Below are 22,808 nucleotides of genomic sequence, written 5' to 3'. Positions count from 1 at the left end.
AGCATTGCTTGCTCGAAGAGCGATCCAGTCAGGTGGGCGTTTCAGACAGCGCGGTACCGGGGCACCGCGCCAGGAGGGGGTTATGGCAGGGCGTAGGCGATCACGTAGTCGCCACGGTCGGTGGACTGGCGCGCGCCGCCAGCGGTGATCACGATGTACTGCTTGCCGGTTTTCGGCGACACGTAGGTCATCGGGCCGCCTTGGCTGCCGACGGGCAGGCGGGCTTTCCAGATTTCATCACCGTTGCCGCTGTTGAAGGCGCGCAGGTAGAAGTCCTGGGTGCCGGCGATAAAGATCAGGCCGCCCTGGGTCGACAGCGTGCCGCCGAGGGTCGGCAGGCCGATCTTGATCGGCAGGTGCATGCGGATGCCCAGCGGGCCGGTGTCTTCAACGGTGCCAACCGGCACTTGCCACGCGACTTTCTGGGTCTTCATGTCGATGGCGGTGAGGGTGCCGAACGGCGGCGCCTGGCACGGAATGCCGGCCACCGACAGGAAGCGGTTTTTGTTCACCGCATACGGCGTGCCCTTGAGCGGTACTGCGCCCATGCCGGTGTTCAGCGCTTCGCCACCGGACGAAGACTGGGCCTTGTTCTGCGACGGCAGCATCTGGATCCACAGGCCCAGGCGCATGTCGTTGACGAAGATAAAACCGTGCACCGGGTCGGTGGAAATGCTGCCCCAGTTCATGCCGCCCAGGGAACCCGGGAAGCTCAGGGATTTATCGGTGCCCGGCGCGGTGTACAGGCCGTCGTAGCGCATGCCCTTGAAGTCGATGCGGCACAGCAACTGGTCGTACGGGGTAGCGCCCCACATGTCCGACTCGCTCAGGGTTTGTGCGCCAATCTGCGGCATGCCCACGGATTTCGGCTGGGTCGGCGAGTAGGGTTCGTTGGGGATATTTGCGGCCTTGACCGGTACATCCTTGACCTCGGTCAGCGGCTGGCCGGTGGCGCGGTCGAGTACATAGATCTGCCCGGCCTTGGTGCCAATCACTACCGCCGGTACCGCCTTGTCGCTGCCCGGTGGGGTGAAGTCGATCAGGCTCGGTTGCATCGGCAGGTCGAAGTCCCACAGGTCATTGTGGACGGTCTGGTACACCCACTTTTCAGCCCCGGTGGAGGCATCGAGCGCCAAGACCGAAGCGCCGTATTTGTGGTTGAGCTGGGTGCGTTCCACGCCGTAGATGTCGGTGGACGAGCTGCCCATCGGCAGGAAGACCGTGTTCATCAGTGGGTCGTAGGACATCGGCGCCCAGCTGTTTGGGGTGCTGCGCACGTAGGTCTTGTCGCCGGTAGGGGCCTGTTTGTCTTCCGGGTTGCCCGGGTCGAAGGCCCAGCGCATTTGCCCGCTGATCACGTCAAAGCCACGGATCACGCCGCCTGGCATGTCGGTCTGGACGTTATCCGCGACACGGCCGCCAACCACGACGGTGGTGCCGGCGATCAACGGTGCGGAAGACAGCTGGTAGTAGCTGTCCGGCACATTGCCGAGGCCGGCTTTCAAGTCCACCTGGCCGTGGGTGCCGAAGTCTTCGCAGAATTTACCGGTGTCGGCATCGACCGCAATCAGGCGTGCATCGATGGTGTTGGTCAGCAAGCGGCGCTGGCATTGCGCACCGGCAGGAACGCTGGCGGCAATGATCTGCGAGCTGTTGGGCTGGGTCGGTTGGGCAATCGGCGCGGTGGCGTCGAAATACGCCATGCCCCGGCAACGCTGCCACACCGCCGACTTGGCGTTGACTTCGTTCTTCCACAGCTCTTTGCCGGTGTCGGCGTCGAGGGCGATCAGGTTGTTGTGCGGGGTGCAGATGAACACCTTGTTGCCGATCTGCAGGGGCGTGAGTTGGTCTTCGGCGCCATTGCCGTCGCTGATGGCCACGTCACCGGTGTGGTAGGTCCACGCCACTTTGAGCTGGTTGATGTTGTCGCGATTGATCTGGTCCAGCGCAGCGAAGCGGCTGCCACCTTCGGTGTTGCCGTAGTGGGCCCAGTCTTTCTGAGCATCGGCGGGGGCTACCGGGGTGATACCAGGGCCAGCACCGGTCGGGGCGACGCTGGGGTGGGCGACAAACATATTGCCCGCCGCCACCGCCACGCCCACTGCCAACACGGCAGCAATGCCATAGGCACCGCGCGCGGGCCGGCCGGCCAGCAGCGGATACACCAGCGCCACCACCAGGCCGATGGCCGCAAACATGAACAGCCGCGAGAACAGCGGCCAGAACACCAGGCCCACATCCGCCACCGCCCAGATGGCCGTGCCGATCAGGAACGCCGCGAACAGCCATGCACCGGCGGTGTTGCGCCGGGCAATCAACAGGCCGGAAATCGCCATGGCCACGCCGCCGATCAGGAAGTACCAGGAACCACCGAGGCTCACCAGTTTGGCGCCGCCAACGGCCAGCGCGAGGCCGAGCAGGGCGATGATCACGCCCAGGCCCAGGAGTAAGAATCTAGAGACGCCAGTGGCGCGCGATGCTCGTTTCATGTCGAAAGGACTCGAGTGAGAGAGGGCAAAGACGCGATTTTAGCAAGATAAGTAACCAGGTAGTACATTTCGCCGTGTGCACAGCGATCCAATCCTCTTTCTGTCCGGTCAATCAGCACTCAAGGGGGCGCTCGCCACGAAACATTTATTAATACATACCCGCCCTGATTGGTTATACGACGTCATATCAATTGTGTTCGACTATCTCCGCTCTCACAAAAAAAACAACGGAGACTCCCCCTATGACCGATTTCCCTTCGATAGAAGGCAAGTCTGCCGCACCCGTAAGCGGCCATGTTGTACGACTACTCAAGTTATTAGGCCCAGGCGTGATCGCCGTCCTGTCTTGGCTGGGGGCAGGCGATTTGATTACTTCCTCCGTTGCCGGTGCCAATTACGGCTACGCCATGATGTGGGTGCTGGCAGTTTCTCTGCTGCTCAGGTACCTGATCGTCAACATCATTGCGCGCTTTCAGCTGTGCAATAACCAAGGCATGACGATCCTTCAGGGTTATGCCCAGTTGAACCCGTTCTTCGCCTGGTTCCTGCTGGTGTATGCGCTGCTGATGGGGCATCTGATGAATGCCTACATGATCAAGGGTGCGGGGGAAGCCCTGGCCATGCTGTTCAAGACCGACTATGCGCTGCTGTGTTCGGTGGCGGTGGTGTTGGCGGTGTGGCTGCTGGTGGGGCGCAATATCTATTCGATGATCGAAGGCGTGATGAAAGGCCTGCTGGCAATCATGACCCTGGCGTTCATTGCCTTGGCGGTGATGTCCGGGCCGGATATGGCAGGCATTGTCAAAGGGACTATCGGTTTCAGCATTCCGCCAGATGAGGGCGTACACGGGGCGTTGCTGGTGGCTGTCTCGGTGATCGGCGCGGTGGCGGGCTCGATTGCCAACTTCGTGCACCCTTATGTCATGCGCCAGAAAGGCTGGGTCGGCCCACAGCACAAGCGCATCCAGCGTAACGACCTGCTATTCGCCGTGTTCGTCGGCATTGTGATCAACCTGGCGATCTGGATTGTGGGCGCCGAGATCCTGCGGCCCAACGGTATTGAAGTGAAGACCTTGGGCGACCTGGGCAAGGCGCTCGAAATCTTCTTCGGGCCGATCGGCTGGTACATTTTCTTTATCGGTGTATTCGCTACGCTGTTTGCCAGCATCTCCGGCAAAACCACGGCCTTCCCGATGCTGATCACCGATGCCTTCCAGCACGTACGGCCTGGACGTCGTGAGCGTTACGGCAAAGAGTTCCACCATGACCCGATGCACAAGTGGTTCATGTTGTTCATCCTGGTGACCCCGCTGATCTGGTCGCTGCCGGGCATGCCGGACTTTGTCACGCTGACCATCGGCGTCAGCGCGTTGAACATCATTGGCCTGCCGGTAATTTCCCTCGGCTTGCTGATTATGTCCAACCAGAAGTCGCTGCTGAGCAAGGAGTACCGCAATAACCTGTTCGAAAATATCGCGCTGCTTTTCGCCACGGGGCTGGCGCTGTGGGTCGCGTTCCAATTGGGTGTCGAACTGTTCAGTTGATGACCGGGCGGGCAGGCGTCGCACCTGTTTGGCGCGACGCCTGCAAGCGATCAACGAAACGCCGGCACCACCTGCTCGATAAACAGTGCCAACGACTTCTTCTTCTCGGCATGGGGCAGGCTGTTGTCGCACCAGAAGCTGAACTCATCCACGCCCAGTTCCTGGTAGTAGCGGATGCGCGGGATGATTTCTTCGGCGGTGCCGATCATCGCGGTCTTGTGCAGGCTTTCCAGTTCGAACTCCGGGCGGGCTGCGAATTTTTCTTCCGGGCTCGGTGCCAGGAAGCCATTCACCGGCACCTCTTTATTACCGAACCAGGCATCGAAGGTGCGATAGAACTTCGAGATCGCCTTGGCCCCGACTTTCCAGCCGTCCGGATCATCGGCGGCATGCACGTGGGTGTGACGCAGCACCATCAGTTGCGGGCGCGGTAAGCCGGGGTTGTTGTCGAGGGCGGCCTGGAATTTGTTTTTCAGGTCGAGGACTTCTTCGTCGCCCTTCATCAGCGGCGTGACCATCACGTTGCAGCCGTTGGCGACTGCGAAGTTGTGCGAGTCCGGGTCGCGGGCGGCGATCCACATCGGCGGGTTGGGCTGCTGGATCGGTTTGGGCACGCTGGTGGAGGTGGGGAACTTCCAGATGTCGCCGTCGTGGGCGTAGTCGCCTTTCCACAACGCACGCACCACCGGCACCATCTCGCGCAGCGCCTGGCCGCCGCTGGAAGCGGGCATGCCGCCGGCCATGCGGTCGAACTCCACCTGGTAAGCGCCACGGGCCAGGCCGACTTCCATGCGCCCGTTGCTGATCACGTCGAGCAACGCGCATTCGCCCGCCACCCGCAACGGGTGCCAGAACGGCGCGATGATGGTCCCGGCGCCCAGGTGAATGGTGGTGGTCTTGGCCGCGAGGTAAGCCAGCAGCGGCATCGGGCTTGGCGAGATGGTGTATTCCATGGCGTGGTGTTCGCCAATCCATACAGTACTGAAGCCACCAGCCTCGGCCATCAGGGTCAGTTCAGTCAGGTCTTCGAACAACTGACGGTGGCTGACACTTTCGTCCCAACGTTCCATGTGTACGAACAGGGAAAACTTCATGACGCTTACCTCGGATCTATTGTGATCGGCCTGTCGACTGCGGGCCCTTAAGTGCTCTCGCCAATGTGAAGCCTGCCAGTGACGACGGCTGTTTGGCGGATTGATTGTTGGTATACCATAATACGGAATGTCCGCAAAATTTTTCTCTCAACCGGTTACCGGGCTGACATCCGCAATCAAACTTTGGGAGGGGCTCAGGCCGGCAGCGGCAGGGCGCCCATCTTGCCGTGGCAATACACCAGTGGCCCGGCGTTGTGCTGGGGCACGATCAGGTTCTTCACCGCGCCGACCATGATCGCGTGATCGCCGCCTTCATATTCGCGCCACAACTCGCACTCGATCACCGCCGTGGCATTGGCCAGGATCGGGTTGCCCAACTCACTGAGCGTCCATTCGATGCCCTGGGCCTTGTCCTTGCCCTTGCGCGCAAAGGCATAGGCTTCGGTTTGCTGCCCACCGGAAAGCACATGAATGGCAAAGCGTTTGTTCTTGATCAACACCGGGTACGAGTCGGAGCTGTAGTTGGGGCAGAACAGCACCAGCGCCGGGTCCATGGACAACGAGCTGAAGGCACTGGCGGTCAGCCCGACGATTTGTCCGTCGTCATCCAGCGTGGTGATCACGGTGACCCCGGACGGAAACGAACCCATCACTTGTTTGTAGATAGCGGCATCGATCATGGGACGGTCCTCTGCGGGTAGAGCGGTTCTTATGAGTTTGTAGGTCTGATGGTATACCGTAATACAATCGATGCAACCGCTTTTTCAATCGCCCGATGAACGTCAAGGCTGGGTCTTATAGCCAATAAATACGGGCGCCATGGCAGGAAATAACAGGGTGCCCTGTGGCACACTTGCGGATCAGATGGGCGCTGAAACTACGGATCAGTCTTGTGAAAATGTTGGAATACCATAATATGGTGTTCATCTGAGGGGCGGCCAGAGAGCTCCCCCGGTTTGGCGTCAAACAACTATAAGATCAGACAAACGCGAGTTCATTTCCATGCCCCAGATGTCCCGGCAAGACCCCCTGATCGAGCATCACACGGTCGATTACGTCCCCCTCGCAGAGCGCCATGGAAAGGCCCGCGACCTGTTCACCTTATGGTTCAGCACCAACATCGCACCGCTGCCGATCGTCACGGGTGCCATGGTGGCCCAGGTGTTCCATCTCAATCTGGCGTGGGGGCTGCTGGCGATTGCCCTCGGGCATCTGCTCGGCGGCATCGTGATTGCCCTCGCATCGGCCCAGGGCCCGCGCATGGGCATCCCGCAGATGGTGCAGAGCCGTGGCCAGTTCGGCCGTTACGGTGCGCTGCTGATCGTGTTCTTCGCCGCACTGATCTACATCGGCTTTTTCATCTCCAATATCGTCCTGGCCGGCAAGTCCATCGTTGGCATTGTGCCGTCGGTGCCGGTGCCGGCGAGCATCCTGATCGGCGCCCTCAGCGCCACCGCCATCGGCGTGATCGGCTACCGCTTTATCCATACCCTCAACCGCATCGGCACCTGGGTGATGGGCAGCGCGTTGCTGGCCGGTTTTATCTACATCTTCGCCCATGACCTGCCGGCAGACTTCCTGACCCGAGGCGGCTTCAACGCGGCGGGCTGGTTGGCCACCGTGTCGCTGGGGGTGATCTGGCAGATCAGCTTTTCGCCCTACACCAGCGACTACTCGCGCTACCTGCCGGCGGACATCGGCATCACCCGGCCGTTCATTGCGACCTACCTGGGCGCCACCCTTGGCACCATCCTGTCCTTCGCCTTTGGCTTGGTAGCCGCACTGGCCACGCCCGAAGGCACCGAAGCCATGGTCGCGGTCAAGCAAGCCACCGGCTGGCTGGGGCCGATCCTGATGGTGCTGTTCCTGCTCAATATCATCAGCCACAACGCCCTGAATCTGTACGGCGCGGTGCTGTCGATCATCACCTCGGTCCAGACCTTCGCCAGCCACTGGACCCCGAGCATCAAGGTGCGTGTGTTGCTGTCGGGCGTGGTCCTGGCCGGTTGCTGCGTGGTGGCGTTGGGTGCCTCGGCGGACTTCATCTCGCAATTTATCGGCCTGATCCTCGCGCTGTTGCTGGTGCTGGTGCCGTGGGCGTCGATCAACCTGATCGACTTCTACATCATCAAGCGCGGGGTCTACGACATTGCCTCGATTTTCCAGGCGGATGGCGGGGTGTATGGGCGTTTCAACCTGCATGCGATCGTGGCGTACTTCATCGGCATCATCGTGCAACTGCCGTTTGCCAATACGTCGCTGTATGTGGGGCCATGGGCCAACCTGGTGGAAGGCGCGGACCTGTCGTGGCTGGTGGGATTGGTGGTGACGTGCCCGTTGTATTACTGCCTGGCGACACGTCAACACACCCAGAAGATCCGGGCGGCGCGGTTGGGCTATACCGACTGAGCCACTCCGCCGAACTCCTCCAACGCATCCCGCAACGCGTCCTCGAAGTATTCCTTCGAGGCGCGATCCCAGAGGATATGAAACGCTGGCAGCTCCACACTCCCTGTGTGGATGACAATCGCATTGACCCGCGCCACCGACGTCTGCGCCACCGCCCCCGGCGTGAAGGCCGGGAAACTGAGATCCACCCCGCACAGCTTCGCCATCACCCGCGCAATCACCCCCCCGCTGAGCCGCACGCAGGCATGGCTGTCCTGACGCGGTAGCAGGTAATTGGCGCGGTGGTCCAGTTCCCAACGCGCTTCTTCATCGGCAATGCGCTGCCCCTGATCCTGCGGGCTGCCCAGCACCAGGTATTCGTTCTGCGACAGGCGCGCCACCCAGCTGCCGTCCGCTTGCGCGCTGGCTAGGTTGGGCGCGCCCGGCAACGTGAAGCCGCGCGCGGTAAGGTACTCGGCGCTTTGTGCGCCGCGAAAGCCGACCCGGGGCAGGTCGGTCTGGTCGTGCAGTTGGCAGGGCGGCGTGAACAATTCGTGGGCTTTCAGACTGGTCATGGCTTAACCCTCCTGGCGTTGGTTGGTGGGGTCGAAGAACGGCAGTTGCACCACCTCGGCCTGGACGACGATGCCGCCCTCGACGCGAATCGGAATGCGCTGCCCCGGTGTGCTCTGGTCGATCCCGGCGTAGGCCAGGCCGATGATGCGGCCCAGGCTGGTGGAGTATTCGCAGGAAGTGACGTTGCCGCTGATGTCCGCGCCGTTGAGCACCAGGTGGCCTTCCAACGGTTGCACACTGCCCTTGGGCAGGCTGAAGCCCACCAGTTTGCGTTTCAGCGGCTGGGCTTCGAGGATGTCCACCGAGCGGCGACCGACGAAGAACGGCTTGTTGCGGCTGACCGCCCAGCCCATGTCGATTTCTGCCGGGTGAGTCATGCCGTCGGTGTCCTGGCTGATGATCACGTGGCCTTTTTCCAGGCGCAGCAGGCGTTGGGTTTCGACGCCGAAGGGGCGAATGTCAAAGGCCTTGCCGGCCGTCATCAACGCGTCCCACAACGCCAGACCGTGGCGTGCCGGTACGTGGATTTCATAGCCCAGCTCGCCGACAAACCCCACCCGCAGCAAGCGTGCCTTGATTCCGGCCACCGTGCCCTGGCGCACGCCCAGGTAGGGGAAGCCTTCGGCACTCAGGTCGAGGTCGTTGCACACCTGCTCCAGCACCTTGCGCGAATCCGGCCCGGCCACGTTCACCGCACAGATCGCCGCCGTGACGTTGGTCACGTCCACGTCCAGGCGCCACTGCGCGTTCCACTTGAGCATCTGCTGGTAGATGCGGTCGACGCCGCTGGTGGTGGCGGTGACGTAGAAATGCTTGTCGGCCAGCCGCGCGCACACGCCGTCGTCGATCACCACGCCGTGTTCGTTGGTCATCAGCGCATAACGCGAACGGCCCACCGGCTGCTTGAGGAACGCGAAGGTGTACATGCGGTTGAGCAATTCGGCGGCGTCCGGGCCGCGCACGTCCAGGCCACCGAGTGTGGACACATCGATGAGCCCGACCTTGTTGCGCACGTGCAGCGCTTCGGCCTGCATGCACGCTTCGCGGTCCTGGGCCTTGCCGTAATAGGCCGGGCGCTGCCAGATACCAGCGGGCATCATCTTCGCCCCGGCTTGCACATGGCGCGCGTGCATCGGCGTTTGGCGGTAGGGGTCGAAGGCGCGTCCGGCGACATGCGCGAGTTTCTCCGCCACGAACGGCGGGCGTGCGGTGGTGACCCCGGTTTCGCTGATAGTGCGCTGGGTCGCCCAGGCCACCAGCCGTGCGGTCGGCAGCGCCGAGTGACGCCCCTGGGACGGGCCCATGCCGACCGTGGAGTAACGCTTGACCAACTGCACATCGCGGTAGCCGATGCGGGTGGCGTTGACGATGTCCGCCACTTGCAGGTCTTCGTCGAAGTCGACGAAATCCTTGCCCTTGGGGTGCGGGAAGATCGGCCAGTGGAAGTTGACCTGGGCTTCACTGCGCAGCGCTGCAGGCGGGCTGGCGCTGGTCAAACCGAGGGTGCGCAGGCTGTCGGCGGCGGCGTTGGTCGCATCCGCCAGCACATTGTCCAGCTGATGCCGACCGTGTACGGAACCGGCCACGCCCAGGTTGCGCGGCAGGCCACTGAGGCTGAACTCTGCCCGTGAGTCGTCATAGGCCAGCTTGCCACCGGCCTGGCACAGCAGCTGATAGACCGGCATATAACCGGCCGACATGCACAGCAGGTCGCAGTCGATCACTTGCGCGCTGGCGCTGATCTGGCCCTGGCCGGTGATCTGGCGCACATCGACGCCCTTCACATGGCGCAGGCCTTTTTCATGCAGGGCCTCGAACACCGTGCTGTTGCTCAGGCACGGGATCTTGCGCTGGGCCAGGGCACCCGGCAGGGCTTTGTCCGCCGGGGCGTGACGCAGGTCGATCACGGCGGCCACGTCCACGCCCTGGTCATGCAGGTCGAGGGCGGCGAGGTAGCCGTCATCGTTGCCGGTGAGTACCACTGCGCGCTTGCCGGGCTTGACCGCATAGAGCTTCATCAGGCGTTGCGCGGCGCTGGTGAGCATCACCCCCGGCAGGTCGTTGTTGCGGAAGACCACCGGTTGGTCGAACGAACCGCTGCACACCAGGCACTGTTGCGCGCGCACTTTGTACAGGCGCTTGCCCTGGATCACCGGCAGGTAGTTGTCGGTGAACCAGGCATTGCAGGTGGCGTCGGTGAGCACCTGGATATTCGCGTGTTGCTGCACCGCGCCGAGCAACTCGCGGCGCAGGGTGTCGGCACGGGTGCCGGCAATATCGAAGCGCGCGTAGGTCAGCGACCCGCCAAGAATAGGCTGCTGCTCGATCAGCAGCACCTTGGCGCCGGCATTCGCGGCGGTCAGCGCGGCCTGCAAGCCAGCGGGGCCGGCGCCGATCACGGCGAGGTCGGTGAACAGGTAGGCCTTGTCGTAGTACTCGGGTTGGAACGTCAGGTCGAGCACGCCCAGGCCGGCCTTTTTGCGGATGATCGGCTCCCAGACTTTCCACATGCCCTTGGGCTTGTAGAACGAACGGTAGTAGAAACCCACTGGCATGAACTTGGAGAACTTGCCCAGGTAGGCGTCCTTGTCGTTGTCCAGCGAGCCGTTGACGTTCTGCGCCGTCACCGCCAGGCCGGCGGACAGCGCGTGGGCATCGGCCAATACGTTGGGTTCGCGGGGCAGTTGCACCAGGCTGTTGGCGTCATGGCCGGCCATGGTCAATGGGCCGCGTGGGCGGTGGTATTTGAACGAGCGCGACATCAGGAAGCGCCCGTTGGCGAGCAGCGCGCTGGCGATGCTGTCGCCCTGTAAACCTTGGTAGGGCAGGCCGTCGAAACTGAAATCGAGTGGCTGGTCACGCTGGATCAGCAAGCCCATGGGGGCGGGGAGGCGGTTCATCCGGCGATCTCCTTGGCGGTGGTGAAGTCGACGCGGGTGGTGAACACTTCGCGCGGATCGAAGGTGCGCAGGATCTCGTCGGTGACCGTGTGGCGCTCGGCGAGGAACCAGTAACTGGACGGCGTGTGCATCCACCATTCGCGCACCACACCGGCGAGGTTGTCGGTGTTGAACACGTAGTCGGCCCATTCGGCATCGCTGCAGGTCACCGGATCGCGCATCGGTTTGAATTCACCGCCGTAGGTGAACTCGCTGATATTGCGCGGCCCGTTGAGCGGGCAAATCATGATTTTCATCGTCTGCTCTCCGTCAGTGGCTGGCCGCTGTGGCGCCCATTTCGTTGACTTGCTGGAAGGTCGAGAAACGTTCGAGGCCGAAGGGCTTGATCAAGTCCGGCACCTTGCCGCCGCTGGCGACCAGCTCGGCCATGGTCTTGCCGCAGATCGGCGTGGCCTTGAAGCCCCAGGTGCCCCAGCCGGCGTCAAGGTAGTAATTCTTCACCGGCGACAGGCCCATGATCGGGCTGTAGTCGGGGGTCATGTCGGTGATCCCGGCCCACTGGCGCATCAACTTGGCGTTGGCCAGGAACGGAAACATCTCGATGGCATGGGCCAACAGGCTTTCCTTGAGGTCCAGGGTCGAGCGCGTGTTGAACAGCGGGTACGGGTCGGAACCGCCACCGAACACCACTTCGCCACGGCTGGTTTGCTGCACGTAGCAGTGCAGGGCCGAGGAACTCACCAACGGGTCGAGGAACGGCTTGAACGGCTGGGTGACCATGGCCTGCAACGGGAAGGTCTGGATCGGCGAACGGATACCGGCCTTGGCCATCAGCAGCGAGCTGTGCCCGGCAATCGCCTGCACCGCGCAGCCGCACTGGATGGTGCCGCGATTGGTTTTCACTGCGGTGATGGCGCCGTTCTCGATCACCAGGTCCTGCACTTCAGTGAGCTGATGGATTTCCACGCCGCGCTTGGCCGCCTGCTTGGCGTAGCCCCAGGCCACGGCATCGTGACGCGCGGTGGCGCCGTCGATATGCCAGAGCCCGGCGATTACCGGCAAGTGGCCGGGGTCGAGGTTGAGGCTGGGCACCAGCTCGCGGATCTGCTGGCGGTCGATCATCTCGGTACGCCCGCCGAAGTGTTTGTTGACCTCGGCACGCTGGCGGAACGAACGCACGGTGGCGTCGGTGTGGGCCAGGGTCAGTTGGCCGCGCTCGGAGTACATGATGTTGAAATCGAATTCGTTGGACAGCGACTGGAACATCTTCACCGACTCGGCATAGAAACGAACGCCTTCGCTGGTGAGGTAGTTGGAGCGGATCACCGCCGTATTGCGCGCGGTATTACCGCCGCCCAGGTAGGCCTTTTCCAGCACTGCGATATTGGTGATGCCGTGGTACTTGGCCAGGTAGTAGGCCGTCGCCAGGCCATGGCCGCCGGCACCGATGATCACCACGTCGTAACTCGACTTGAGTTCCTTGGGCGGTGGCAGATCCACCTCCACCGGGTACTCCGAACTCAGCCCGTATTTCAATAGATTGAATGGCATACGGCCTCCGATTGGCTGCGTAGGGCGTGGTGTTGCGCCAGGGCGGCGGCCACGGTGTTTTTCATCAGGAAGGCAATGGTCATCGGCCCGACACCGCCGGGCACCGGGGTGATGGCGGCGACATGGGGCAGGGCGCTGTCGAAGTCGACATCACCCACCAGGCGGCTGCGGCCGTCGTCGTCGATGCGGTTGATGCCGACATCAATCACCACCGCGCCGGGCTTCAACCAGCTCGCGTCAATCAAGCGGGCGCGGCCCACGGCGGCGATCACGATATCGGCCTGGCGACACAGGGCCTGGGCGTCGTGGCTGCGCGAATGCAGCACGGTCACCGAGCAATCCGCCTTGAGCAGCAGCGCGGCCATGGGCTTGCCGACGATGTTCGAACGGCCGATCACCACCGCGTGTTTGCCACGCAGGTCGCCGCAGGTTTGCTCCAACAGATACAGGCAACCGCTCGGGGTGCATGGCGTGAGCACTGCGCGGCCCTGGCTGAGGCCGCCGACGTTCTGGCTGTGAAAACCGTCGACGTCCTTGTCCGGCGCGATGGCCTCAAGGGCGCGCAGTTCGTCCATCTGCGCCGGCAACGGCAATTGCAGGAGGATGCCGTGGATCGCCGGGTCGGCATTCAATTGGCCGATCAGGATCAACAATTGTTCGGTGCTGGTATCGCCGGGCAGGCGATGCTCCACGGAGCGGATGCCCACCTCTTCGGCGCGCAGGATCTTGTTGCGCACATAGACCTGGCTGGCCGGGTCGCTGCCCACCAGGATCACCGCCAGCGCCGGTTGAATATCCTGCCCATGCAGACGCGCCACGTCCTCGCGCACTTGCAGCAGCACGCGCGCCGCAGCGGCTTTGCCGTCGATCAGTTTATGCGCGCTCACCGGAACACCACCGTTCTGTCCTGATTGAGGAAGACCCGGTGCTCCAGGTGGTACTTGACCGCCTTGGACAGGGCGACGGTTTCGGTGTCGCGGCCGATGGCGACGAGGTCGTCGGGCTTGTACACGTGGTCGACGCGCTGCACTTCCTGCTCGATGATCGGGCCCTCATCCAGGTCGCTGGTCACATAGTGCGCAGTGGCACCGATCAACTTCACGCCGCGTTGATAAGCCTGGTGATAGGGCTTGGCTCCCTTGAAACCGGGCAGGAACGAATGGTGGATATTGATCGCCCGCCCCGACAGTTGCCGGCACAGGTCGTCGGAGAGGATCTGCATGTAGCGCGCCAACACCACCAGCTCGGTGCGGGTGTCGTCGACGATCTTCATCAACTCGGCTTCCTGCGCGGCCTTGTTGTCCTTGGACACCGGCAGGTAGATAAAGCGAATGCCCTCGCGCTCGGCCATCGGCCGCAGGTCGAGGTGGTTGGAGACGATGGCGGTGATGGTCATGTCCATCTCGCCCTTGTGGTAGCGGTAGAGCAGGTCGGTGAGGCAGTGGTCGAACTTGCTCACCATCAGCATCACGCGCATCGGCTCGCGGGTGTCGTGCAGCTCCCACTGCATGTCGAAGGCCTGGGCGACATCGGCGAAACCGTCTCTGATCTCTTGGAGGTCGCCTGTGTGGCCATCGTTGAAACGGAACACGGCACGCATGAAAAAGCGGCCGCTGAAGTCATCGTCGAACTGCGCCATTTCCCCGATGTAGCACGCCTTGTCCGCCAGGTAAGTGGTGACGGCAGCGACGATGCCGGACACGGCGGGGCACGTCACCTTGATGATGAAATGGTTTTTTTCGTGTTGCATGACACGTCCTCGGGATGATGGCGGCAGCTCATCGCATAGCGAAAAAATGTCTGAGGACAGCAGGCTCATTCCTTGAGCGCGTTTTCTTGTGGGGAATAAAATATTCCTGAAGTGGCTTTATAGGGGAATGGGGACAGGGCGTCTAGGGGTTTTGGGAAAGTTTTTTAACTGAGGGGAAATTTTTAGCGGGCAGGACGGCATCGAATGCAGTCAAAAATGTGGGAGGGGGCTTGCTCCCGATAAGGGTGGGTCAATGACAAATGCATTCACTGACATTCCCTTATCGGGAGCAAGCCCCCTCCCACAGTTGAATCTCTGTGCTTCAGGTGTATCGCGAGTTCGGATTATTCCTTGTCGTTGCCGTAGTTCATGATCGACAACAACCGAATCGGCACCTGCACCAACTGCTCCGGCCCGTGTGGAATCTCGCCTTCAAACGTCAAGCTGTCCCCGGCCTCCATCCGATACAGCTGGTTGCCATGCCGGTAAATCAACTCCCCCTCCAGCAAATGCAGAAACTCCGTCCCTGGATGGGCAAAGGTCGGAAACTCCTCACTGGCGTCATCCATGCTGACCATGTACGCCTCGAAGCTCTTCTTCGGCCCGCGCGTGTGGTTGAGCAGGTGATAGGTATGCCCTTTCTCGGTCCCACGGCGCACCACTTCCATGCCCTGGTCGGCCTTGACCAGCAAGGCGCTGCCATCCTGCTGGTCGTATTCGCTGAATAACTTCGATAGCGGCAGCCCGAGTACATCGCACAGGCGGCTCAAGGTATCGAGGCTGGTGGAGACCTGGGCGTTCTCGATCTTGCTCAACATGCCCTGGCTGATATCGGCAATCTTCGCCACGTCGGACAGCTTCAGGTCCTGGGCCTGGCGCTGGCGTTTGATCTGCAGCCCCAGGTATTGCTCGAGCTTGAGGCGCGGGGCGGTTTCGGTGGACATGATCATCGGCTCCTGCACGGTTTCCGTTCAGTAATATTATTTTCGCACTGGGAAAGTGCAAGGTCTGGCGCTTGAAGGCCACCCCGCTGTGCGTATTCCTGCGGGGAAAAGAATTTTCCCATATATACAGCACAAAAGCGCAGCTCCACCCACTTCGATGTGTCGATCACAAATCTGGCAAGGGTATTGCATTCCTGTAGGGAAACTAACTTTCTTTTTAGGAATAAAAAGACAGCCTAGGCCCACCCACACGGTTTTGCCTTTCGCGAGGAGTGACACGCAATGTTGCCAGCAGAAACCCAGCGCATCATCGACAAGCACGGGATCAAATACGTGCTTGCGCAGTTTGTGGATATACACGGTGCGGCCAAGACCAAGTCGGTGCCCATCTGCGGGCTCAAGACCGTGGCCGAAGAGGGCGCAGGGTTTGCCGGGTTTGCCATCAGCGGCATGGGCATGGAGCCCCACGGTCCGGACTTCATGGCGCGCGGCGATCTGTCGACCTTGACCCCGGTCCCCTGGCAGCCAGGTTATGGGCGCGTGGTGTGCGTCGGGCATGTCGACGGCAAGCCTCATCCCTACGACAGCCGCTACGTGTTGCAGCAACAAGTGCAGCGCCTGCAGGACAAGGGTTGGACGTTGAACACTGGCCTGGAGCCCGAGTTCAACCTGATGCGCCGCGACGAGCACGGCAAGCTGCAACTGGTAGACCCCAGCGACAACCTCGACAAGCCTTGCTACGACTACAAGGGCCTGTCGCGTTCGCGGGTGTTCCTCGAGCGCCTGACCGAAGCCTTGCAGGCGGTGGATTTCGAGGTCTATCAAATTGACCACGAGGACGCCAACGGCCAGTTCGAGATCAATTACACCTACAGCGACGCCTTGACCTCCGCCGACCGTTTCACCTTCTTCCGCATGGCCGCCGGCGAGATCGCCAATGACCTGGGCATGATCTGCTCCTTCATGCCCAAGCCCGACCCGAAACGCGCCGGCAACGGCATGCACTTTCACCTGTCGATCAGCAGCGCCGAGAACAAAAACCTGTTCCATGACGCCAGCGACCCGAGCGGCATGGGCCTGTCGAAACTCGCCTATCACTTCGCCGCCGGCTTGCTCGCCCATGGCCCGGCGCTGTGTGCGTTCGCCGCGCCCACGGTCAACTCCTACAAGCGCCTGGTGGTCGGCAACTCGTTGTCCGGCGCCACCTGGGCCCCGGCCTTTATCGCGTTTGGCGCCAACAACCGCTCGGCCATGGTCCGCGTGCCGTATGGCCGCCTGGAGTTCCGCCTGCCGGATGCCGGCTGCAACCCCTACCTGGTCAGCGCCGCGATCATCGCCGCAGGCCTGGACGGTATCGATCGCCAGCTGGAAATCGACCACGTCTGCAACGAAAACCTCTACAGCCTGAGCCTCGAGCAGATCGCCGAGCGCGGCATCAAGACCCTGCCGCAATCCCTCAAGGAAGCCTGCGACGCGCTGGAAGCCGACGCGCTGTTCGCCGAAGTGCTCGGCCCGCAGATCGTGGGCGAGTTCATCAAGCTCAAGCGCATGGAGTGGGTGGAGTACAGCCGCCATGTGAGCGACTGGGAAATCCAGCGCTATACCGAATTTTTCTGACACCGTGTGACGGAGACTTGTTATGTGTGGAATCGTAGGCCTGTACCTGAAGAATCCGCAGCTGGAACCCCAGCTCGGCAAGCTGTTTGAACCCATGCTGCAAGCCATGACTGACCGTGGCCCGGACAGCGCCGGTTTCGCCATCTACGGCGATGAAGTCGCCGATGGCTGGGTCAAGCTGACCCTGCAAGCCACCACCGAAGCCTTCGATTGGAAAGGCTTGATGGGCGAGCTGGAAGGGCGCCTCGGCTGTTCCCTGGACTGGTTCCAGAACGCCAGCGCCGCTGTATTGAAGATCCACGCCGACGAAGCCCCGGTGCGCCTGGCCCTGGCCGAACTGGCGCCGAGCGTGCGCATCATGAGCGCCGGGCAGAGCATCGAGATCCTCAAGGGCATGGGCCTGCCCCAGGAAATTTCCCAACGCTTCGGCCTGGCAAACATGCAGGGCAGCCACATCATCGGCCACACGCGCATGGCCACCGAAAGCGCGGTGACCATGGAAGGCAGCCACCCGTTCTCCACCGGCGCCGACCTGTGCCTGGTGCACAACGGCTCGCTGTCCAACCACTTCCGCCTGCGCCAGGAGCTCAAGCGCGAAGGCATCCACTTCGAAACCGACAACGACACCGAAGTCGCCGCCGGCTACCTGACCTGGCGCCTGCAACAGGGTGACTCGCTCAAAGAGGCGCTGGACCATGCCCTGGAAGACCTCGACGGCTTCTTCACCTTCGCCATCGGCACGCGCAACGGCTTTGCGGTGATCCGTGACCCGATTGCGTGCAAGCCAGCGATCTTGGCCGAGACCGACGACTACGTCGCCATGGCCTCCGAATACCAGGCGCTGTCGAGCCTGCCGGGCATCGAGAACGCGCGGATCTGGGAGCCGGCACCGGCCACGTTGTACATCTGGGAACGCCAGTCAGCTTAAGGAGCGCACACATGAAAACCATCGATCTTTCCACCGCCACCGTGCGTGACCTCAACCAGGCGCTGCACGCCCAGGCCATCGACAACGAGTGGCGCGTGACCCATTCCAACGGCAAGCACAACCTCGCGGTGGGGGTGAACCAGGCCGTGTCCATCGATATCGAGGGCCACGCCGGCTACTACTGCGCGGGCATGAACCAGCAGGCCTCGATCACCGTGCACGGCAATGTCGGCGTGGGCTGCGCCGAGAACATGATGTCCGGCTCGGTGCGTGTCAAAGGCAGCGCGTCCCAGGCGGCCGGGGCCACGGCCCATGGCGGTTTGCTGGTGATCGAGGGCGATGCGGGCGCGCGTTGCGGGATCTCCATGAAGGGCATCGACATCGTCGTCGGCGGCAGCATCGGCCATATGAGCTGTTTCATGGGCCAGGCCGGGCGCCTGGTGGTGTGCGGCGACGCCGGCGATGCGCTGGGCGATTCGCTCTACGAAACCCACATCTACGTGAAAGGCACGGTGGAGTCCCTTGGCTCGGACTGCGTCGAAAAAGAGATGCGCAGCGAGCACCTGCAAGAGTTGCAGGAACTGCTCGACCGCGCCGGCTTCGCCCACCAGGCGGCGGATTTCAAGCGCTACGGCTCGGCCCGTCAACTCTACAACTTCAAAGTCGATAACGCCTCCGCGTACTGATCAGGAGCTTCACCATGACTGAACAAACCCCTCCGGTCCTGCGCGAGTCGGCCACCTTCGACCGCCTGACCATCCAGGAAATCCAGCGTGCCGCCGAAACCGGCATCTACGACATTCGCGGTGGCGGCACCAAGCGCAAGCTGCCGCACTTCGATGACTTGCTGCTGCTCGGCGCCAGCGTGTCGCGCTACCCACTGGAAGGCTATCGCGAGAAGTGCGGCACCGATGTGATCCTCGGCAATCGCTTCGCCAAGAAGCCGATCCACCTGAAGATCCCGGTGACCATCGCCGGCATGAGTTTCGGTGCGTTGTCGGCCAACGCCAAGGAAGCCCTGGGCCGTGGCGCGACCATCGCCGGCACCAGCACCACCACCGGTGACGGCGGCATGACCCCGGAAGAGCGCGGCCAGTCCCAGCACCTGGTGTATCAGTACCTGCCATCACGCTACGGCATGAACCCGGATGATTTGCGCAAGGCCGACGCCATCGAGATCGTTCTCGGCCAGGGCGCCAAGCCCGGCGGCGGCGGCATGTTGCTCGGCATGAAAGTCACCGAGCGTGTGGCCGGCATGCGCACCTTGCCGATCGGCGTGGACCAGCGCAGCGCCTGCCGCCACCCGGACTGGACCGGCCCCGACGACCTGGCGATCAAGATTGCCGAGCTGCGCGAAATCACCGATTGGGAAAAGCCGATCTACGTGAAAATCGGCGCGAGCCGGCCGTATTACGACGTGAAGCTGGCGGTCAAGGCCGGTGCCGATGTGATCGTGCTCGACGGCATGCAAGGCGGTACTGCTGCGACCCAGGAAGTGTTTATCGAGCATGTGGGCATCCCGATTTTGTCGGCCATCCCGCAAGCGGTACAGGCTTTGCAAGAGATGGGCATGCACCGCAAGGTCCAGTTGATCGTGTCGGGCGGGATTCGCAACGGTGCCGATGTGGCCAAGGCCATGGCGATGGGCGCGGATGCGGTCGCCATCGGCACGGCGGCGCTGATTGCCCTGGGCGACAACCACCCACGGCTGGACGCGGAACTGAAAAAGATCGGCTCGGCCGCCGGCTTCTATGACGACTGGCAGAACGGCCGCGACCCGGCCGGCATCACCACCCAAGACCCGGAGCTGTCCAAGCGCCTCGACCCGGTGGAAGGCGGGCGGCGGTTGGCCAACTACCTGCGGGTGATGGTGCTGGAGGCGCAGACCATGGCCCGTGCGTGCGGCAAATCGCACCTGCACAACCTCGACCCCGAGGACCTGGTGGCCCTGACAGTGGAATCGGCCGCCATGGCGCGGGTGCCGCTGGCGGGGACCAGTTGGGTGCCGGGTTCCGGTTACTGAGTTTACCCCCCCTGTAGGCGCGAGCGTGCTCGCGAAGAGCGTCAACGATAACGCTGGCACCCTGGATGAACGCGTTGCCTGGACGTTTTTCGCGAGCAAGCTCGCTCCTACACACTTCTGTTGCAGGAGCTTTGAACATGGTCAATCGTCTTCTCGGCAAATCCCTTATTGGCTTATTGGCGAGCGGTGCACTTGTGCCCCTCGCCCAGGCCGCCGACGCCCCCACCTTGAACACCGGCAGCACCGCCTGGATGGTCACCGCCGCCGTGCTGGTGCTGTTCATGTGCTTGCCGGGGCTGGCGTTGTTCTATGGCGGCCTGGTCCGTGCGAAAAACATGCTCTCGTTGTTCACCCAGTGCTTCGGCATCGCCGGCCTGGTGGGCGTGCTGTGGGTGATCTACGGCTACAGCATGGTGGTCGATACCACCGGCATGGTCGAAGGGCAGGTGACCTTCAACAGTTTTGTCGGCGGCCTGAGCCGCGCCTTTCTGGCGGGCATGACCCCGGAGAGCCTGGTGGGGGATATTCCGGAAGGGGTGTTCGTGACCTTCCAGATGACCTTCGCCATCATCACCCCGGCCCTGATCGCCGGCGCTTTTGCCGAGCGCATGAAATTTTCGGCGGCGCTGCTGTTCATGGCCCTCTGGTTCACCCTGGTCTATGCCCCGGTGGCGCATATGGTCTGGGGCGGTTCGGGGGCCTTGATGCATAACTGGGGCGTGCTCGACTTTGCCGGCGGCACCGCCGTGCACATCAATGCCGGTGTGGCTGCGCTCGCTGCGTGCCTGATCCTCGGCAAGCGCAAGGGCTACCAGAACACGCCGATGCCTGCGCATAACCTCAGCCTGACCATGGCCGGCGCGGCGATGCTCTGGGTCGGCTGGTTCGGCTTCAATATCGGCTCCGGTGGCGGCCTCAGCGGCACCTCGGGCATCGTCATGCTCAACACTCAGTTGGGCGCCTGCGCCGGGATTCTCGGCTGGATGTTCACCGAGTGGTTCAAGGTCGGCAAGCCCAGTGCCCTCGGCCTGGCCAGCGGCGCGTTGGCCGGCCTGGTGGGGATCACCCCGGCGTGTGCCTATGTGGGCGTCGGCGGTGCGTTGGCCATTGGTTTGCTGTGCGGGGTGTTCTGTTATTTGAGCGTGACGGTGTTGAAGCGCCGTTTTGGCTACGACGACAGCCTCGACGTGTTCGGCCTGCACGGCATTGGCGGGATGATTGGCGCGGTGTTGACTGGCGTGTTCTGTGTACCGTCCATGGGTGGCCTGGTGGAAGGCGTGACCATGGGCGGGCAGGTGGTTGCCCAGCTTAAGGGGGTGCTGCTGACTACGGTGTACTGTTTTGTGATCAGTTGGATCATCCTCAAGGTGGTCAATGCCCTGGTTGGCTTGCGTGCCCATGAGTCGGTGGAGGAGATGGGGTTGGACCTGGCCGAGCATAATGAGCGGGCCTACAACCACTGATCATTCCCCCTGAGTAAACGCAGCTCAAAATGTGGGAGAGGCGGTGCGACGATTCGACTTGCCCCTTGGCGGCTCGGGAGCCGACGACTCTCTAACTGGTGCCACGGGACTGAAATGTGGGAGGGGGCTTGCTCCCGATGGCGGCCTTTGGGCCGACCATTTGTTGGAGTTGGAATGAGTACATATCCGTTGCTGCGGTAACGGCTGCTTATGGTTTCGCTCTTACAGCGACTCACTTTTGGAGGGACCCAAAAGTAAGCAAAAAGTCCTCGCCCCACCACTCGGCACCTCGCCTAGGCTCGGTGTGCCCGTAATCCGACAGTGATGTGGGGGGCCGCCGCCACGCGCCATCCATGGCGCGGGGCGGCTAAACCGGCATCCCTGCCGGTTTACCCCCCAAATCACTATCGAATTCCGGCCAGCGTGGTTAACGGGGCGCCTGAGATCAAGATCTAAAGCAAGATCAAGATCTACAGCAAGAGCAAGAGCGGCTCGCTTCGCATCGTGGTTACCGTTGTGGATACCTATGCGCCTACAGCGGTCTTTCAGTCAGCTTGGTTGTAGCTGAGCCACGGCCATCGGGGGCAAGTTCCCTCCCGCATTTGCCTTGCTGCGTTGCAGCTGGCTCGCTACCAGGGTGTTCTTCAGCAGGTAGGCAATCGTCATTGGCCCCACACCGCCGGGCACCGGCGTGATCGCGCTGGCTACGGTGCGTGCGCTGGCATAGTCCACATCCCCCACCAACCGTGTGCCGGTCTCGGTGGTGATGCGGTTGATCCCCACATCAATCACCACTGCGCCGGGCTTGAGCCAACTGGCGTCGATCAACTGCGGCCGGCCTACGGCGGCGACGACGATGTCGGCTAAACGGCACAACGCCGGGGCATCGACGCTGCGCGAGTGCACCACGCTGACCGAGCAGTTGGCCTGCAGCAGCAGGGTCGCCATGGGTTTGCCGACAATGTTCGAACGACCGATCACCACCGCGTGCAAGCCGCTCAAGTCGCCGCAGGTTTCGTGCAGCAGGCGCATGCAGCCGCTGGGTGTGCAGGGCGTGAGCACTTCGATGCCTTGCACCAGGCCACCGACGTTTTCGCGGTGGAAGCCATCCACATCCTTGATCGGGTCGATCGCGTGGATCACTGCCGCTTCGTCGATATGCGCCGGCAGCGGTAACTGCACCAGGATGCCGTTGACCGTCGTGTCGGCGTTCAACTGGGCAAGCAGGTCGAGCACCTGCGCCTGGCTGGCATCCTCCGGCAGTCGGTATTCCAGGGAGCGAATCCCGACGTCCTTGGCCCGCAGCAGCTTATTACGCACGTAGACGTGGCTGGCCGGGTCATCGCCCACCAGCAATACCGCCAGGGCCGGGTAGATTTGCTGCGAGGCTAGCAGCAGGACCTCTTCGCGAACCTCGTCGAGCACCTGGGCAGAGATGGCCTTGCCGTCGATATCGCGGGCAAGCGTGGGGAGAGAGCTGGTCAAAAGCGTCACCGTTGTCTGGGGAAATAAGGCGCTGAGGGATAAGAATCCCTCAGCCA

The 22,808-nt window shown here is 62.4% G+C and carries 18 protein-coding genes; 7 read left to right on the top strand and 11 right to left on the bottom strand.

What is annotated here, in order from left to right:
* Positions 1-80: 80 nt before the first annotated feature.
* Complete coding sequence (locus J1G35_RS07885) at positions 81-2,489, bottom strand: glucose/quinate/shikimate family membrane-bound PQQ-dependent dehydrogenase (RefSeq protein WP_223014398.1); 2,409 nt, start codon at positions 2,487-2,489, stop codon at positions 81-83.
* Positions 2,490-2,731: 242 nt separating this feature from the next.
* Here J1G35_RS07885 and J1G35_RS07880 point away from each other — a divergent pair, with 242 nt between their 5' ends.
* Positions 2,732-4,033 (top strand): Nramp family divalent metal transporter, encoded by a 1,302-nt coding sequence (locus tag J1G35_RS07880; protein WP_074846027.1) that lies wholly within the window; start codon positions 2,732-2,734, stop codon positions 4,031-4,033.
* 50 nt (positions 4,034-4,083) lie between these two features.
* Here the strand turns inward: J1G35_RS07880 and J1G35_RS07875 are convergent, their stop codons facing one another.
* Both J1G35_RS07875 and J1G35_RS07870 read right to left on the bottom strand, forming a co-directional pair.
* A complete protein-coding gene (locus tag J1G35_RS07875) occupies positions 4,084-5,127 on the bottom strand; it encodes an LLM class flavin-dependent oxidoreductase (protein WP_223014396.1) in 1,044 nt (347 codons plus the stop codon).
* Between the two features lie 194 nt (positions 5,128-5,321).
* Complete coding sequence (locus J1G35_RS07870) at positions 5,322-5,807, bottom strand: flavin reductase family protein (RefSeq protein ID WP_053139548.1); 486 nt, start codon at positions 5,805-5,807, stop codon at positions 5,322-5,324.
* A 322-nt stretch (positions 5,808-6,129) separates the two neighbouring features.
* On the opposite strand from J1G35_RS07870, the gene J1G35_RS07865 reads away from it, so the two are divergent.
* Positions 6,130-7,536 (top strand): cytosine permease, encoded by a 1,407-nt coding sequence (locus tag J1G35_RS07865; RefSeq protein WP_223014394.1) that lies wholly within the window; start codon positions 6,130-6,132, stop codon positions 7,534-7,536.
* Here J1G35_RS07865 and J1G35_RS07860 read toward each other — a convergent pair.
* The 7 genes from J1G35_RS07860 to J1G35_RS07830 form a co-directional block, all read right to left on the bottom strand.
* Entirely contained in the window at positions 7,524-8,090 is a 567-nt protein-coding gene (locus J1G35_RS07860; protein WP_223014392.1) for a sarcosine oxidase, read from the bottom strand. The two genes, J1G35_RS07865 and J1G35_RS07860, sit on opposite strands and share 13 nt — an antisense overlap.
* A gap of 3 nt (positions 8,091-8,093) precedes the next feature.
* Positions 8,094-10,991, bottom strand: coding sequence for a 2Fe-2S iron-sulfur cluster-binding protein (locus tag J1G35_RS07855; protein ID WP_223014390.1), 2,898 nt, complete (start codon positions 10,989-10,991; stop codon positions 8,094-8,096).
* On the bottom strand, positions 10,988-11,287 hold the full coding sequence (locus tag J1G35_RS07850; RefSeq protein WP_223014388.1) for a sarcosine oxidase subunit delta: 300 nt from the start codon (positions 11,285-11,287) through the stop codon (positions 10,988-10,990). Before J1G35_RS07850 ends, J1G35_RS07855 begins: the two co-directional genes overlap by 4 nt.
* Before the next feature lie 13 nt (positions 11,288-11,300).
* Positions 11,301-12,542: an FAD-dependent oxidoreductase gene (locus J1G35_RS07845; protein WP_053139539.1), complete on the bottom strand. Its 1,242-nt coding sequence runs from the start codon at positions 12,540-12,542 to the stop codon at positions 11,301-11,303.
* Positions 12,524-13,429, bottom strand: a complete 906-nt coding sequence (folD, locus tag J1G35_RS07840; RefSeq protein WP_053139537.1) for a bifunctional methylenetetrahydrofolate dehydrogenase/methenyltetrahydrofolate cyclohydrolase FolD — start codon at positions 13,427-13,429, stop codon at positions 12,524-12,526. Before folD (J1G35_RS07840) ends, J1G35_RS07845 begins: the two co-directional genes overlap by 19 nt.
* Positions 13,426-14,292 carry a formyltetrahydrofolate deformylase gene (purU, locus tag J1G35_RS07835; protein WP_053139535.1) on the bottom strand — a complete coding sequence of 289 codons (867 nt, stop codon included), beginning with the start codon at positions 14,290-14,292 and terminating at the stop codon, positions 13,426-13,428. The genes folD (J1G35_RS07840) and purU overlap by 4 nt, the downstream gene beginning before the upstream one ends.
* A 344-nt stretch (positions 14,293-14,636) precedes the next feature.
* The gene (locus tag J1G35_RS07830) at positions 14,637-15,236 is read right to left on the bottom strand and encodes a helix-turn-helix domain-containing protein (RefSeq protein ID WP_053139883.1); all 600 of its coding nucleotides are present in this window, start codon (positions 15,234-15,236) and stop codon (positions 14,637-14,639) included.
* A 282-nt stretch (positions 15,237-15,518) separates the two neighbouring features.
* Here J1G35_RS07830 and glnT point away from each other — a divergent pair, with 282 nt between their 5' ends.
* The 5 genes from glnT to J1G35_RS07805 all read left to right on the top strand — a co-directional run bounded on the left by glnT (position 15,519) and on the right by J1G35_RS07805 (position 21,267).
* Positions 15,519-16,853 carry a type III glutamate--ammonia ligase gene (glnT, locus tag J1G35_RS07825; protein ID WP_053139533.1) on the top strand — a complete coding sequence of 445 codons (1,335 nt, stop codon included), beginning with the start codon at positions 15,519-15,521 and terminating at the stop codon, positions 16,851-16,853.
* Positions 16,854-16,875: 22 nt separating this feature from the next.
* The gene (locus J1G35_RS07820) at positions 16,876-17,781 is read left to right on the top strand and encodes a glutamine amidotransferase family protein (RefSeq protein WP_053139530.1); all 906 of its coding nucleotides are present in this window, start codon (positions 16,876-16,878) and stop codon (positions 17,779-17,781) included.
* A gap of 11 nt (positions 17,782-17,792) precedes the next feature.
* Entirely contained in the window at positions 17,793-18,467 is a 675-nt protein-coding gene (locus J1G35_RS07815; protein ID WP_027603580.1) for a protein glxC, read from the top strand.
* A 14-nt stretch (positions 18,468-18,481) separates the two neighbouring features.
* Positions 18,482-19,804, top strand: coding sequence for an FMN-binding glutamate synthase family protein (locus J1G35_RS07810; protein WP_027603581.1), 1,323 nt, complete (start codon positions 18,482-18,484; stop codon positions 19,802-19,804).
* Positions 19,805-19,941: 137 nt separating this feature from the next.
* The gene (locus J1G35_RS07805; RefSeq protein ID WP_223014386.1) at positions 19,942-21,267 is read left to right on the top strand and encodes an ammonium transporter; all 1,326 of its coding nucleotides are present in this window, start codon (positions 19,942-19,944) and stop codon (positions 21,265-21,267) included.
* A 549-nt stretch (positions 21,268-21,816) separates the two neighbouring features.
* On the opposite strand, the gene folD (J1G35_RS07800) is transcribed toward J1G35_RS07805, so the two are convergent.
* Entirely contained in the window at positions 21,817-22,752 is a 936-nt protein-coding gene (gene folD, locus J1G35_RS07800; RefSeq protein ID WP_262417196.1) for a bifunctional methylenetetrahydrofolate dehydrogenase/methenyltetrahydrofolate cyclohydrolase FolD, read from the bottom strand.
* Positions 22,753-22,808 lie beyond the last annotated feature (56 nt).

It is taken from the genome of Pseudomonas sp. SH10-3B (assembly GCF_019891415.1).
Classification (GTDB): Bacteria; Pseudomonadota; Gammaproteobacteria; order Pseudomonadales; family Pseudomonadaceae; genus Aquipseudomonas.
This window is presented reverse-complemented; position numbering and strand designations above follow the sequence as displayed.

Coding starts and splice junctions, on each gene's coding strand:
- J1G35_RS07820 (WP_053139530.1), top strand. CDS start 16,876: ATGTGTGGAATCGTAGGCCTGTACCTGAAGAATCCGCAGCTGGAACCC.
- J1G35_RS07855 (WP_223014390.1), bottom strand. CDS start 10,991: ATGAACCGCCTCCCCGCCCCCATGGGCTTGCTGATCCAGCGTGACCAG.
- J1G35_RS07850 (WP_223014388.1), bottom strand. CDS start 11,287: ATGAAAATCATGATTTGCCCGCTCAACGGGCCGCGCAATATCAGCGAG.
- J1G35_RS07805 (WP_223014386.1), top strand. CDS start 19,942: ATGGTCAATCGTCTTCTCGGCAAATCCCTTATTGGCTTATTGGCGAGC.
- glnT (WP_053139533.1), top strand. CDS start 15,519: ATGTTGCCAGCAGAAACCCAGCGCATCATCGACAAGCACGGGATCAAA.
- J1G35_RS07865 (WP_223014394.1), top strand. CDS start 6,130: ATGCCCCAGATGTCCCGGCAAGACCCCCTGATCGAGCATCACACGGTC.
- J1G35_RS07885 (WP_223014398.1), bottom strand. CDS start 2,489: ATGAAACGAGCATCGCGCGCCACTGGCGTCTCTAGATTCTTACTCCTG.
- purU (WP_053139535.1), bottom strand. CDS start 14,292: ATGCAACACGAAAAAAACCATTTCATCATCAAGGTGACGTGCCCCGCC.
- J1G35_RS07880 (WP_074846027.1), top strand. CDS start 2,732: ATGACCGATTTCCCTTCGATAGAAGGCAAGTCTGCCGCACCCGTAAGC.
- J1G35_RS07875 (WP_223014396.1), bottom strand. CDS start 5,127: ATGAAGTTTTCCCTGTTCGTACACATGGAACGTTGGGACGAAAGTGTC.
- J1G35_RS07845 (WP_053139539.1), bottom strand. CDS start 12,542: ATGCCATTCAATCTATTGAAATACGGGCTGAGTTCGGAGTACCCGGTG.
- J1G35_RS07870 (WP_053139548.1), bottom strand. CDS start 5,807: ATGATCGATGCCGCTATCTACAAACAAGTGATGGGTTCGTTTCCGTCC.
- J1G35_RS07860 (WP_223014392.1), bottom strand. CDS start 8,090: ATGACCAGTCTGAAAGCCCACGAATTGTTCACGCCGCCCTGCCAACTG.
- J1G35_RS07810 (WP_027603581.1), top strand. CDS start 18,482: ATGACTGAACAAACCCCTCCGGTCCTGCGCGAGTCGGCCACCTTCGAC.
- J1G35_RS07830 (WP_053139883.1), bottom strand. CDS start 15,236: ATGTCCACCGAAACCGCCCCGCGCCTCAAGCTCGAGCAATACCTGGGG.
- J1G35_RS07815 (WP_027603580.1), top strand. CDS start 17,793: ATGAAAACCATCGATCTTTCCACCGCCACCGTGCGTGACCTCAACCAG.